Genomic DNA, 15,083 nt, shown 5'->3' on the forward strand with positions numbered 1-15,083 from the left:
GCTCAAGAAACCGGGTTTTTCGCAGAATCTTCTAGTAACAGCGAATAGTTTCGCAAAAACCCGGTTTCTGGCCCCGCATAAATCCTGTGGCGCGATCGAATTTATTAATTTCAGGGAGTGCATTAATCTATGGATTTTGAATCGGGCTTTAGCGGTTGTTTGCAGTGTTGGCGGGCGATTCCCTAGGGGATAGCTTCGCTTCATGAAGTTTTTCACAATACCTTAACTGACTTGAAGGGCGATCGACCCTAATTTTCAGGCGAGCAAATTCGGTAAATGTGACACGTCTGTGCGTGTCGGCGGAGTCTTTTTGTCAATTTTCAGCACACATTGTATCTACCAAAAGAGGACATTAATCATGGCTACTCCTAAAGAATTTGATTTCGATAAAGTTTACGATCGACTCATTGAAGATGGCGGTAAAACTCAGGTTGTTTATATCAATGGAATTAGGACTACTTCGGGTAGTTTTGACAACGACATAAAAGGATTTGAGGATTTATGGAAACTGCCAGGAAACCTTTGGCTTCCCAATAATAGTTCAGTTACAAGAGGATCGATTCAGCTCGATAAGAAATATCGCAACACTACAGATAGCACTGGTAATGATTTAGCAGATGCAGGAGTTTTTGTAGGGAAGTTTTTGTTCAATTATGCTCTCGAATTACTTGACATTACAAGTATCATTAAAAACGCCATAAAATATCCTGTTCTTTTAGTAGAATATGAAGCGCTAAAAGCAATAGATGGTGACACGACACAGGTCAAAGATCAACTTGACAATCTTTACAAAGATTTCGATTTTGTAAACTTGATTCAAAGTGGTTACGATTTTGCAAAAAGTTTTACTCAGATATCAGATCCAATTAGTTTGGTGACCAATGATGATTTTACGGCTAAAGCTATCCTCTTCCTTCAACAAGTTGCTGGATATATTCCCGCTTTTAAAAATATTTCCACTCTAGTTGATAGCTTAATTGCAGCAGCACCGGCTGACTTGAAAGAGGCACTGGAACAATACTGGTATGCAGAAAGTAAATTCCAAGATATCAATAGTGACTGGACACAATCCGCGAAAGATTGGTTTGCTTCAAGTGAGCAAAATCCTTTTCAAAACAACTCTTTGATTCTGCTAGGTCATTCTCAGGGTAATTTCTTTGTTGAGGATGGATTAATTGATATGGGTGCACCTGGTAATTCTTTACCTCGGACAAGTGTTCTCGCAATGGGTTCGCCAACAAGTTATCTATATGCTGGCGGAATTAATAAGTATAAAGTAGGAAGTATCTCCGATAATAACATTAAAAATTCCGGAGATCCCGTGACTTTACTTCAATTTGATTCACAGCCTTTTGTCTGGGATAAAATTGGTAAAATTTTTAGTATGCTTCCTACGATAGGAGGCATTACGGAGGCGCACGTAATTAAAAATTATTTTAGCCGTCCTGAAGTTCAAACTTTTTTCCAAGACACAGTGTACGAACTGCATCCCAAAGGATTCTATTTTCCTAAAGGATCGATTGCTGCAACTCCTACATCAGATGATGACTGGATTAAAGGAGATGGTGACATTCAAGGAGGCTTACGCAACGATGTTCTAAAAGGTGGAAGTACCAATGACAACTTAAGCGGTGACTCTGGCTTCGACTTTTTAGATGGTGAAGGAGGAACTGATACTGCCACTTACTCGGGCAGTCCAATTGGAATTAAAGTTTGGGCAGACAAAGTTGGCATTTATGATGTTTACAAAGTTGAAGATGGCTTTGTTGTCAAAGGCGAAAAGACTGTAGATACTCTTGGCAATATCGAAATTGTCAGCGGCTCAAATTTTGCTGATACAATGACCGGCGGTGACTACAGCGATATCTTCTACGGCCAAGGCGGAAACGATCTTTTTCGGGGACAAGGAGGAGACGACAAATTTTACGGTGGTACTGGTGAAGATACAGCTTACGGCGGCGAGGACAATGACGACCTCAGAGGCGAAGACGGAAATGATGAATTAAGAGGAGAAAACGGCCACGATTCTCTTTACGGTGGCACTGGCAATGACTTCCTTTACGGTGGTGATAATAATGACGAACTCCGAGGCGAAGAAGGAGACGATGAATTAAGAGGAGAAAACGGCAAAGATTTGCTTTACGGCGGAACTGGCAATGACTTCCTTTACGGCGGCGAGGACAATGACGAACTCCGAGGCGAAGAAGGAGACGATGAATTAAGAGGAGAAAATGGCAAAGATTTGCTGTACGGAGGCAGCGAAAACGACAAACTTTACGGTGGTAACGACGACGACAAACTCTACGGCGAAACTGGCAATGACCTACTCTTCGGAGAAGCAGGCAGCGACACCCTAGAAGGAAACGAAGGCGAAGATATCCTCGATGGCGGCATCGATAGCGACTTCCTCTACGGCAACGCCGGCAACGACATACTCTACGGCCGCGAAGGCGACGACATCATCGATGGCGGCAGCGAAAACGACCAACTCTACGGCGAATTCGGCAACGACAAACTCTACGGCCAAGCCGGCAACGACTTCATCCAAGGCAACGCAGGTGAAGACTACGCCGAAGGTGGCAGCGGCCGCGACCTCATCCAAGGCAACGAAGGCGACGACATCCTCTACGGACAAGACGGCAGCGACACCATAGAAGGCAACGCAGACGATGACTTAATCGATGGCGGCAACGGCCAAGACTCGCTTTCCGGCAATACCGGAGATGACATAATTTACGGACAAGGTGGCAACGATGTCATCTCCGGTAACGAAAACAATGACTGGCTGGAAGGCGGCGACGGCCAAGACATCATTGATGGAGGTGCCGATGATGATGATATTTACGGACAAGCTGGCGAAGACTACCTTTTCGGCAGTCAAGGCCAAGACTACATCGATGGTGGCGACGGCAAAGATACCCTGTTTGGCGGCACCGACGATGACGTACTTTTAGGACAAGCCGGCGACGACACCCTCAACGGCAATGCTGGCAACGACGAACTTTACGGCGGCACCGGCAACGACTCGTTAATCGGAGAAATCGGCGATGATTTAATTGACGGCGGTGAAGGAATCGACCTCGTTAACTACATCAATTCTCCCAGCGGCGTTATCGTTAATATTGACGAAAGTAGCGACTACGAAAATAACACCAGTCAGCGTTTCAAACAATTTGTTAACGCAGCTAATCCCACCGAATACTACACAGAACTCGAACGGGATTTTGAAATTGCGGCCGGTACTGGTAAAGATGGTTTTGGCACTACCGATGCCCTCAGAAATCTCGAAGATATCATCGGTACTCGCTTTGAAGACATCTTGATTGGCAACGAAAAAGATAACCGAATTTGGGCATTAGAAGGCAACGATTTATTAATTGGCAATGCCGGCAATGACTCATTTTACGGCGGAGAAGGCATCGACATTCTCAGCTACCGCCGCGACCCCAACGGCGTTACTGTCAACTTACAAACAGGCGATGCTACCGACGGTTGGGGCGACCGAGACCAAATTACTGGCATCGAAAATGTCGCAGGTTCTACTCACAACGATGATATTACTGGCGACGATAGCGTTAACGTTATCACTGGAGATGCTGGGGACGATCGCATCAACGGACTCGGAGGCGACGACAAACTCTACGGCGAATTCGGCAACGACGAAATTTACGGAGGCGACGGCGGCGACAGCATCTACGGCAACCAAGGCCGAGACACCCTTTACGGCGAAGCAGGCCGAGACTACATCCGAGGCGGCGATGCCGACGACCTAATCTACGCCGGTAGCGATGACGACACCGTAGCCGGAGATGCGGGCTACGGCAACGACACAATCTACGGCGAAACAGGCAACGACAGCCTCGAAGGCGGTGCCGGCGATGACAACATCTACGGTGGCGCAGACAAAGACACAATCTACGGCGAAAGCGACAACGACAAACTCTACGGAGAAGGAGACACCGACCTCATATACGGCGGCACCGGCGACGACGAAATGTCCGGCGGCGACGACAAAGACACCCTCTACGGCGAAGCCGGCAACGACACCCTCAGCGGCGATGCAGGCGACGACATCCTAGACGCAGGCCTCGGCAACGACTACCTCTACGGTGGCGACGGCAAAGACACCCTCGATGCAGGCGACGGCAACGACAACCTTTACGGTGGCGACGATGCCGACATCCTCCTAGGAAAAGAAGGCGACGACAACCTGTTTGGCGAAGGTGGCAACGACAGCCTTGATGCAGCCGAAGGCAACGACAACCTCTACGGCGGCGACGGCAAAGACTTCCTAGATGCCGGCATTGGCAACGACCAACTCTGGGGAGGCCAAGACGATGACACCTTACTCGGCAAAGCCGGCGATGATAACCTCTACGGCGAAGGCGGCAACGACAGCCTCGATGCAGCCGAAGGCAACGACAGTCTCTACGGCGGCGACGGCAAAGACTTCCTCGATGCCGGAATCGGCAACGACTATCTCTGGGGAGGCCAAGGCGAGGACACTTTATTCGCCCAAGCCGGCAATGACAAGCTGTTTGGAGAAGCTGGCAACGACAGCCTTGATGCAGGCGATGGCAACGACACCCTCGAAGGTGCCGACGGCCAAGACATCCTCGATGCCGGAAGTGGCAACGACCTACTTTATGGAGGTCAAGACAATGACACTTTACTCGGTAGAACTGGCGATGACAAAATGTTTGGGGAATCTGGCAACGACAGCCTCTACGCAGCCGAAGGCAATGACAGTCTCTACGGCGACAACGGCAAAGACTTCCTCGATGCCGGCAGTGGCAACGACTATCTCTGGGGAGGCCAAGACAATGACACCTTATTAGCCCAATCTGGCGATGATTACCTCTACGGCGAAAACGGCGATGACATCCTGAATGCAGGCGATGGCAATGACAGTCTCTACGGCGGGAACGACAAAGACACCCTCGAAGGCCTAGGTGGCGATGACTTATTAGAAGGCGGTTCCGGCAATGACTCGCTGTTGGCGGGCGAAGGCAACGATACCCTTCTCGGTCAAGGTGACAGCGACACCCTCTACGGAGGCGGTGGCGATGACATCCTCGAAGGCAACTCAGGAACTGACCGACTGTTTGGCGAACTAGGTAATGACTCCCTGGATGGCGGTAGCGAAAATGACACGCTTGAAGGCGGCGACGGTAACGACTTCCTAGACGGCGGCGAAAATAATGACAGTTTGTTCGGACAGGCTGGTGATGATACGGTTCTCGGCAGTCGTGGCGATGACATTGCCGACGGCGGTTTAGGGAATGATTTGCTACAGGGCAATGAAGGGCGCGATCGCCTTTACGGACAAGCTGGCCTCGACACTCTCCTCGGTGGCGACGACAGCGACACCCTCTGGGGAGGCGATGACGGCGACAGCTTGCTAGGAGAATCCGGCCGCGATACCCTGTTCGGCGGCACCGGCGACGACGTTCTAGACGGCGGCGATGACAGCGACAGCCTTTACGGTGAAGCGGGTAAAGACACCCTCTCCGGCGGTAGCGGTGACGACATGGTTGATGGCGGTACCGAAAACGATACTCTCTTCGGCAACGACGGCCGCGATAAATTGTACGGCCGCGCAGGCGATGACCTTTTAGAAGGCAATGCCGACAATGACGAACTCTGGGGCGGCGATGACAACGATACGCTGTTGGGACAAACGGGAGATGACATTCTCCGAGGTGAAGCCGGCAACGACAGCCTGGATGGTGGCGAAGGGGACGATCGACTTTTCGGTCAAATCGGTACTGACAGCCTCTCCGGTAATAACGGAGACGACTACTTAGAAGGCAACGCAGGCGATGATAGCTTGAGTGGTGGTGAAGGGCGCGATCGCATTTACGGCAACGACGGCAACGATATCGCCACAGGCGACGGCGGCGACGACTACATCGACGGCGGCGCGAACAACGATACTTTGTCTGGTGGTGAAGGGCGCGATCGAATTTTCGGACAATCCGGCAACGACAGCATCGAAGGCAACGAAGACAACGACTTCATCGATGGCGGAACCGGCAGCGACACCCTGTGGGGCAACGACGGCGACGACGAAATCTACGGCCGCGAAGACCAAGATTCGATCGACGGCGGCCGTGGCAACGACCAAATCTACGGCGGAGATGCAGCCGACACCATCCTCGGACAAACTGGCAACGACAACATTGATGGCGGTTCCGGCGGAGACTCAATTTCCGGCGGCGACGGCAACGACAACATTTGGGCCGGGGCCGGCGATGACTTCATCAACGGCGGCGCGGGCAACGACAACATTTGGGGTAACGAAGACGACGACACCATTATCGGAGAAGCCGGCAACGACAAAATTGACGGCGGTTCCGGCTACGACAGCATCGACGGCGGCGCTGGCAATGACGAACTGTTCGGCGGTACTGGCAACGACCAATTACTTGGAGGTGCCGGCAACGACCAAATCGACGGCAGCATGGACGACGACAAACTCTTCGGAGGCGCCGGCAACGACTTGATGTTTGGCAGTCAAGGGCAAGACACGATGTTAGGCGAAGTCGGAGAAGACACCCTCTACGGCGGCGACGAAACTGACTTGATGGACGGCGGGGCCAGCAACGACTTGGTTATCGGCGACTCCGGCGACGACACCATCACCGGCGATTCTGGCGACGACACCCTCGTCGGCGGCAGCGGCAACGACTGGATGGGAGGCGGCAACGGCGATGACTTGATGTTCGGCGAATGCGACGACGACACGATGCTGGGCGGCGCGGGTAAAGACACCCTTGACGGCGGTTGCGGCAACGACTTGCTAACCGGAGAAGCCGGCAGCGACAATCTGTTGGGCAACGAAGGCGATGACAGTCTCGATGGTGGCAGCAGCGATGACACCCTTGACGGCGGTAACGGCAACGACTTCTTAAATGGTGGCAGTGGCAATGACAGCCTGAACGGTAACGAAGGCGATGACAGTCTCTACGGTGGCGAAGGCAACAACATCCTCAAAGGTGGCAATGGCCAAGATACGCTGATTGGAGGCAGCAGTTCCGACATATTTGTGATATCACCAAATTCGGGACTGGATAACATTTTCTACTTCCAAGCCGATCGCGATTACCTCGGACTCGCACAAGACCTCACTTTTGACCAATTGCAAATCGTTCAAGGCGGTGAAAATTATACTAACGATGCCTTAATCAGCATCGCAGGCACCGGCGAACACTTAGCTTGGCTAAAAGACACTCAATTCAGTGCGATCGACAGTTCTCGCTTTGTCCCCATCACTCCCGGAGGCCCGCTGCCCGCAGCCTTCAATACTCCCTCGACGATCGATGATTTAACCGGTGAACCTGTTGAGAGTGATGATGATGAGTTGATTGATAACAGTTCTACCGCTGGCTTATCAAACACGACTGCAACAGTAATGAGTCAGCCCAACAGCACGACTACTGCATCAATTAGCCAGCCAAACAGCACGACTACTGCAACAGTAATGAGTCAGCCAAACAGCATGACTACTGCACCAGCAGCCATAAGTTTCCCAGCGCTAACAACAGCTACTAATCCAGGTACTTTGACAGTAACTTCTGTCACAACTACTACCGATGACATCTTGCTGAATGGCGGTTCAATTCCAACGATGAACAGCTTTAATGGCATTGATGATGACATTCTCATCTACGACTATAACAGCTTGTTAACATCTCTAACCAGTGCTCAAACTCAGCCAATTCTTCCTTTGCCAGCCGCGAGTGTTGGTAGTGCGATCGATCCTACTGCTAATCCTTCTACTAAGGACAGCGACCTCTTAATTACTCCGGCTGCAAGTCCCAGCAACCCACTCGCAAATAGCGATCTAACTGGCACTCCTACCTTGTAGTCATTGTAGGTTTGGCTGAGGGCGATCGAATACATTAAAAACCCGGTTTCTTCACGAAACCGGGTTTTTTGCAGTTTTTGCAGTTGGTAATACCAAATCCGGGTTAGCTTTATCATAACCGATCGATTCTCGGTGGTCGGTGTGCATGGGCGTTGTTATCTTGCTTTGTGCGCTCTGGGGTGTATTGCCTTTAATATAAGCCTCCTAGGGAATTTGAACCGAGCCACCAGCTACCCATGTAGCCGATAGGGCTTCTGCTTGCTGCAATACGTTTTGAACGGCTGCAGCTTGGAGGTCGGGGGGGTAGCCGTATTTTCTCAGGATGCGCTTGACGGTGCTGCGGAGGCGGGCGCGGGCATTTTCACGATGCGCCCAATCAACGGTGACATTCGATTTCAGGCTCATCAGCAGTTCGTGGGCAATAATTTTCAGGCTATCGTTGCCCATAACCTCAACGGCGCTTTCGTTCTCTGCTAGGGCATCGTAAAAGGCGATTTCATCGGCGGAAAGTCCTTGTTCTTCGCCTCGTTGTCTTGCGGTGCGGATGTCTTTAGCAATTTCAATTAGTTCTTGCAGAACTTCGACGGTACTAATAGCGTTGGTGTGATACCGCGCGATCGCCTTTTCCAATCGCTCCGAAAACTTTTTTTCCTCTGTAACATTCGTGCGGGTGCGGGAATGAATTTCGTCATTGAGCAATCGTTTTAGGGCTTCTAAGGCGAGATTTTTCTTCTCCATTTGCTGCACTTCTAGCAAGAAGTTATCGGAGAAAATGGAAATATCGGGGGAAGATAGCCCTGCGACACTGAGAATATCGACGATCTCGGTGGAAACGACGGAACGATCGATAATTTGTTGTACAGCAAATTCTTTTTCAACCGTGGATTGTCCGGGGGTGGTTGACGATTTCACTAGGGCAGCGCGGATGGTTTGGAAAAACCCTACCTCATCGCGGATGGTGCGGGCTTCATCGCTGGCTGCTGCGAGGGCAAAGGCTTTAGATAAGGCTAGAACAGCATCTTGATAGCGGCGGTGGGCTTGTTTTTTGCTGTTGTCGTCGGTTTCCTGCTGGGCTGCTTGGTGTTGCTGTTCCAGAATCCAGTCGATCGCCTCTGCCATCACCACCAAGCGTTCCTGTGGAGTACCTGCCAAGCCGCGCTGGTAATTGAAGCCTTGAAACATGGCTCTAACCACATCGTATTTTTCCAGCATCACGGCGATCGCTTCGGCTGCGTCGATGCCCGCCTGTCGTCGATCTTGGGTGGAATAGTCGCGCAGGGCTTCTTTTAACCGTTGCCCGATGCCGATGTAGTCCACTACCAAACCAGCGGGTTTATCTCGAAAAACGCGGTTAACGCGGGCGATCGCCTGCATGAGACTGTGCCCTTTCATGGGTTTATCGACATACATCGTGTGCAGGTTGGGCGCATCAAAGCCTGTCAGCCACATATCCCGCACGATGACCAGTTTGAGCGGATCGTTGGGGTCTTTAACCCGTTTGGCGAGGAGATCGCGGCGGGCTTTGTTGCCAATGTGCTGCTGCCATGCGGACGGATCGGCGGCGGAACCTGTCATGACGATTTTGATCGTGCCGTCAGTGTCGTCTTCGGAATGCCAGTCGGGGCGTAGGCTAATAATTGCTTCATACAGCGCCACGCAGATCGATCGACTCATGCAGACTACCATCGCTTTTCCCTGCAAGGCAGCAACGCGGTTTTCAAAGTGGCTGACGAGATCGGCGGCGATTAGCTTCAATCTGGGTTCTGCACCGACTAATGCCTGAATGGTTGCCCATTTTTGATTGAGCCTTGCTCTGTCGGATTGCTCCTCAGCTTCGGTTAATTCCTCGATGGCAGCGTCAATCTGCGGTTTTTGGTCTTCGGGGAGTTCGATCCGGGCGAGGCGGCTTTCGTAGTAAATGGGAACGGTTGCGCCATCTTCTACGGCGCGGCTGATGTCGTAGATGTCGATGTAGTTGCCAAAAACAGCGGGGGTGTTCACGTCGGTTTGTTCGATCGGGGTTCCGGTAAAGCCTATAAAGGAGGCGTTGGGCAGGGCATCGCGCAAATATTTAGCGAACCCATAGGCGATTTCTCCGGTTTTTTGTTCGATTCTTGCCTTAAATCCGTATTGGCTGCGGTGGGCTTCATCGGCGATGATGATGATGTTGCGCCGATCGCTGAGGATGGGATAGGTGGTTTCCCCTTTGGCGGGGGCGAATTTTTGAATGGTGGTGAAGACTACGCCGCCGGAGGCACGGTTGAGGATAGCTTGCAAGTCTTCGCGATTCTCGGCTTGTTGGGGGGTTTGTCGGAGCAAATCGCGGCAGAGGTTAAAGGTGTTAAAAAGTTGATCGTCTAGGTCGTTGCGATCGGTGATGACGATGATGGTGGGGTTTTGGAGTTCGGGGCGGCGGACGAGTTGCCCTGCATAAAAGGCCATCAGGAGGCTTTTGCCGGAACCTTGGGTGTGCCAGATGACCCCGGCTTTGCGATCGCCCGTTTGTTTTGCAGCCGCTACTGTGCTTGCAAGGGCTTTTTGGACGGCGTGGAATTGGTGGTATCCGGCGATGATTTTGGTGATGCCGGAACCAGAGTCACCAAAGACGATAAAGTTTTGGATTAAGTCCAGAAATCGGGTTTTCTCAAATACGCCCTCGATGAGAACTTGCATTTCGGGTGTGCCTTTGGCTGGGGTTTCGCCATCGATCGTGCGCCAGGGCATGAAGCGTTCGAGCTCGGCGGTGAGGGAACCGATGCGGGCCATCAAGCCATCGGTGGTGATGAGGGCGGCGTTGGTGCGGAAGAGGGCGGAAATTTGGGTTTTGTAGGTTTGGAGTTGGTTGTAGGCGGCGGTGAGGGTGGCTGTGGCGGTGCTGGGGCTTTTGATTTCGATGACGGCGAGGGGAAGTCCGTTGATGAAGACGACGACATCGGGGCGGCGGTTGCGACTGTTTTCGATAACGGTAAATTGGTTGAGGATCAGCCAATCGTTGGCTGCGGGATTGGCAAAGTCGATCGCGTATACTTTGTCGCCGCGAATGGTGCCATCTTCGGCATAAAATTCTACATCGATGCCTTCGATGAGGGCGCGGTGGAGGCGGCGGTTTTCTTCGATGAGAGACGGTTTTTCGGTGGCGATGATTTTTTTGAAGGCATCATCGCGGGCATCGGGGGGAATGGTGGGATTGAGTCGATCGAGGGCGGCGCGGAGGCGTTGGGTAAGGATTGCGTCGCTGTAGGATTCTCGTTCGGGTTGGGAACCGTCGGGAGAAACGATGACATCGGCGAGGTAGCCATAGCCGAGGCTTTGGAATTGTTCGATGATAATGTTTTCGATGTCAGCTTCGGTGAGGTAGGGCATTTTAAGGACTCTCCACTGATTCAGGTTTCATCAATTCGGCATCTTTACAGGCATCGAGTGCTGCCTTATAAGCTTGGCGATCGATGCCAAATAACAGCCGGGATGGTTCGATCGATAGTGGGATTTCATCCCCATTGGGCAACAAAACAATTAAGGACAGAAACCCGTTTTCTTGGTCTTCATCTACTACCAATGCAGTGTGTTTGTCGATCGCTTCGTTGGATAGTGCAAACCGATCGTAGGGTTCGAGGGTTAGCAAGGGATCTAGTTCTCGATCGAGGTAGGCTTCGTGTAAAAAAGTGACGATCGCATCTGCTGCTAAAATTGCTGCTCGTCGATGATGAATTGAGAGTTTGGAGATAAAGCCCTCCTTACCGTGGCTGACTGTTCCTGCTTTATCTCGCAGTGCGCCTAAAGCCTTTGTAAGGTTATGGTGTTCTGATATGAGCTTCTGAAAGGCACTATCACGTACTTCGCCCAGTTTCAAAACACGTACCGCTGCGCTCAACCAATCCCCAATAGAGGGATGGTTTTTTACTGGTTTAAGAGATGATATAGGGTCGTCAAGATTTGCAATAATGACCCTACAAGCACACTCAACCATTGCTTTAGCAGCATCAATACAAGCGTCCTGCTCTTCTGCAAAGGTTTGTTCTAGGGTTGCAAAGGTATTTTGCAGGGTTTGGGCATGGCTCCAGTGCTGGCAAAATGCCCGAATGCCGGGATACCAATCTGCACTCATAAAGCCTCCTCTACGATTTTTTCTGCTTCTTTGATGCGGATTTCGCCGGACATTAATTTGGGTAAGAGGCGATCGCGCATTTCAGCAAGAGTGCGAGATTCTAAACCATAAGAACTAACTCGATCGAATATGGGATTAATGATTGATGCTAGACATTCCCATATTTTGGGGTCTGGGTTACAAAAAATATAATTTTCCAAAGCTTCCGTTCGTACCCTCTGTCTTCCCGATGAGCCAGTCATGCTTTGAATGGCTGTTGCTCGAAAATCTGGATGACGAGAGATTAGATAAGAGAAAGCTTTTGGAACAGGAGGAATACATCGCATCACAATAAATTCAGTTGAACCCCAGCCAATTTCGTCAGGCATAAGATTTTGTATGAATGCTGTCTTTCCATTTTCTAAACAGGGGGTAATACGTCCAAACAAAGTATCTCCGTTACGGAAACGCATTCCTGAAGTAAACGCTCTTAAAGTGGGCGGATCAGCAATTGATCCTTGAGTTGGTAATGCGCTCATACCTAAGTATGGAGCCTCGACACCTTTTTTTAGACTTTCATTAGGATTAAATTGAAGATGATGATTTAAGGGGACTTCTTCCCATCCCTCCGGCAACCCCGTCTCATCATCGATCGCCCCTGGAAACAGCGACCAGATATGCTCCGGCAGGTAGGGGGCGCGGCCTTCTTGTTTAGCGCGGGTGGGGCCGAAGTCCACAAACCAATCCTTGAAAATGGCCCTTGCCATTTCCTCTAAGGTTTCATTCATCCGCCGATTCAGTTCGATTTTGTCGTCTAGGGATTTGAGAATATTGCTAATTGCCAATTGCTCATTTTTTGAGGGGACAATAACACTTAGCCTTTCAAGCATTTCATTATTTAGGCTAGCTCTCGTTGATAACGATGACATCGCCGTAATTTTCTGACGAAACCTAGGACTACGGAAAAAGTAACCTATATACTCAGGTAAGATTTCCGTTTCTGGTTTAGGTCTAAGTCTCTTTGTAAAGCCATTAAAAGTTGCATTTTCGTAGTTTTTTAGAGCTACACAACTCATGCCTAGCTCATCTTGAGTTTCACTTGTTCGAGTAAGAAAAACATCTCCTCTCTTGATAGAGCAGGATTCACGTTCTTTTGGTGTTGAATTGACAAGTTGAATAAGTTTTTCGGGTACAAATGTATTATAGAAAACCTCCTTAAATGAAAGAAAAGGATATCCAGTACCAAAATCGGAACTTGGCTTTGAAAGTCCTGAACGTATTTCATATAGTTCTCCAAGAGTTAGCTCTTTCCACTCACTCATCGCTCGCCACCTCCGCTAACATTTGCAAAACCAGAACAAGTTTCACAGACAATTGAGCCTCAACAATAAACTTCATAAGGCAATCTTGTAAATGCTTTTGACTTGACTTAACCATCTCACAAGTCATAGCCCAAACCCCGCAAATTCTCCCGAATCGCCGCCTCCAACCGTGCCGACTCTTGGAACTGTTCCCCCAACTTCGCCGTGAGTTGCTGCATTCTTTCCTCAAAGGGCGTGTCGTCCTCCTCCACCGCTACCGCCCCCACATACCGCCCCGGAGTCAGCACGTAGTTATGCCCCCTAATCTCCTCCAAACTCGCCGACTTGCAGAACCCCGGCACATCCTCATAACCGTTCCCCTCCCGCCACTGGTGGTAAGCCTCCGCAATCTTCGCCACATCCGCATCCGCAAACTCCCGCCGCGTTCTATCCACCATATAGCCCAACTTGCGGGCATCAATAAACAAAATCTCCCCCCGGCGATCCCTTAACTTCTTATCCCGTGCGATGCCATTCGATTTATCCTTAGCCAAAAACCACAGACAGGCGGGAATTTGCGTTGAATAAAACAACTGCCCCGGCAACGCCACCATGCAATCGATGACATTGCCCTCGATCAAATTGCGGCGAATCTCCCCCTCGCCACTCTGCTGAGACGACATCGACCCATTCGCCAACACTACCCCCGCCGTACCCGTGGGCGCGAGATGGTGCAGAATGTGTTGCAACCAAGCATAGTTAGCATTGCCCGCCGGCGGAATGCCATACTTCCACCGTCCGTCCTCCCGCAGCCTGTCCCCGCCCCAATCCGAGATATTAAAAGGAGGATTCGCCATCACAAAATCCGCCCGCAAATCTGGCAATTCGTTCTTGTGGAAGGAACCCTCGGAATTCCAGCGAATATCCGAATCAATCCCCCGCACTGCCAAATTCATCTTGCACAGCCGCCAAGTGGTGTAATTGCTTTCCTGCCCGTAAATCGCAATATCGCCGATGCGCCCGCCGTGGGTTTCAATAAATTGTTCTGACTGCACAAACATTCCCCCCGAACCGCAACAGGGGTCATACACCCGCCCTTTGAAGGGTTGCAGCATCTCCACCATCACCCGCACCACGGATCGCGGCGTGTAGAATTCCCCGCCCCGCTTGCCCTCAGAACCCGCAAACTGCCCCAAGAAATACTCATACACCCGACCCAACACATCCCGCGCCCTGTCCTGGGCTTCTCCCAAGGCAATATTAGAAATCAAATCGATTAACTCGCCCAACATCACCGCATTCAAAGCCGGACGGGCGTAATCCTTCGGCAGTACCCCTTTTAGCGAAGGATTGACCTTTTCGATCGCCAGCATCGCCTCATCGATCGATTTACCGATCGATGGCTGCTTGGCGTTGGCTTGCAAGTGCGACCACCGCGCCTCCTTGGGCACCCAAAACACATTTTGGGCCGCGTACTCATCCGGATCTTCAATGCCTTGGGGATATTCTGCCTCTAGTTCCCTCTGCCTAGCCTCAAAGCGCTCGGAGATATGCTTGAGGAAAATCAGCCCCAAAGCAACGTGCTTGTAATCCGATGGTTCCATGTTGCCGCGTAATTTATCCGCCGCCTTGAAAAGTTCGGATTCATAACCGAGATGTGGGCCGTTGTTGGTTTCATTTTTGACTGATTTGGGCATGAATATCTAGAGCTCACGTTTACCAAGGAATCATTATATTAGATGTAAGACAATCACCTTCGCTTTTTGCGATCGCGGCAGCAAGATAACGATAGTGACACGATTTTGTAAACTTACGTAAATTACCTTGA

5 protein-coding genes are annotated in these 15,083 nt (G+C 50.8%); 1 reads left to right on the top strand and 4 read right to left on the bottom strand.

All coding sequences use genetic code 11. The features are described from left to right. Positions 1-358 precede the first annotated feature (358 nt). Complete coding sequence (locus QUB52_RS17150) at positions 359-7,870, top strand: hypothetical protein (RefSeq protein ID WP_332974089.1); 7,512 nt, start codon at positions 359-361, stop codon at positions 7,868-7,870. 204 nt (positions 7,871-8,074) lie between these two features. Here QUB52_RS17150 and QUB52_RS17155 read toward each other — a convergent pair whose 3' ends face one another. The 4 genes from QUB52_RS17155 to QUB52_RS17170 all read right to left on the bottom strand — a co-directional run bounded on the left by QUB52_RS17155 (position 8,075) and on the right by QUB52_RS17170 (position 14,952). Continuing rightward, positions 8,075-11,233, bottom strand: a complete 3,159-nt coding sequence (locus QUB52_RS17155) for a type I restriction endonuclease subunit R (RefSeq protein WP_332974090.1) — start codon at positions 11,231-11,233, stop codon at positions 8,075-8,077. Between the two features lies 1 nt (position 11,234). Next, positions 11,235-11,975 carry an abortive infection family protein gene (locus QUB52_RS17160; protein ID WP_332974092.1) on the bottom strand — a complete coding sequence of 247 codons (741 nt, stop codon included), beginning with the start codon at positions 11,973-11,975 and terminating at the stop codon, positions 11,235-11,237. After that, positions 11,972-13,276, bottom strand: a complete 1,305-nt coding sequence (locus tag QUB52_RS17165; RefSeq protein ID WP_332974095.1) for a restriction endonuclease subunit S — start codon at positions 13,274-13,276, stop codon at positions 11,972-11,974. Before QUB52_RS17165 ends, QUB52_RS17160 begins: the two co-directional genes overlap by 4 nt. Positions 13,277-13,392: 116 nt before the next feature. Next, the gene (locus QUB52_RS17170) at positions 13,393-14,952 is read right to left on the bottom strand and encodes a class I SAM-dependent DNA methyltransferase (RefSeq protein WP_332974097.1); all 1,560 of its coding nucleotides are present in this window, start codon (positions 14,950-14,952) and stop codon (positions 13,393-13,395) included. Between the last annotated feature and the right edge of the window lie 131 nt (positions 14,953-15,083).

Source organism: Microcoleus sp. A6-C6 (assembly GCF_036705955.1).
Lineage (GTDB): Bacteria > Cyanobacteriota > Cyanobacteriia > Cyanobacteriales > Microcoleaceae > Microcoleus.

Excerpts from the sequence above, each read along its gene's own strand:
- QUB52_RS17170 (WP_332974097.1), bottom strand. The coding sequence starts at position 14,952 with ATGCCCAAATCAGTCAAAAATGAAACCAACAACGGCCCACATCTCGGT.
- QUB52_RS17150 (WP_332974089.1), top strand. The coding sequence starts at position 359 with ATGGCTACTCCTAAAGAATTTGATTTCGATAAAGTTTACGATCGACTC.
- QUB52_RS17160 (WP_332974092.1), bottom strand. The coding sequence starts at position 11,975 with ATGAGTGCAGATTGGTATCCCGGCATTCGGGCATTTTGCCAGCACTGG.
- QUB52_RS17155 (WP_332974090.1), bottom strand. The coding sequence starts at position 11,233 with ATGCCCTACCTCACCGAAGCTGACATCGAAAACATTATCATCGAACAA.
- QUB52_RS17165 (WP_332974095.1), bottom strand. The coding sequence starts at position 13,276 with ATGAGTGAGTGGAAAGAGCTAACTCTTGGAGAACTATATGAAATACGT.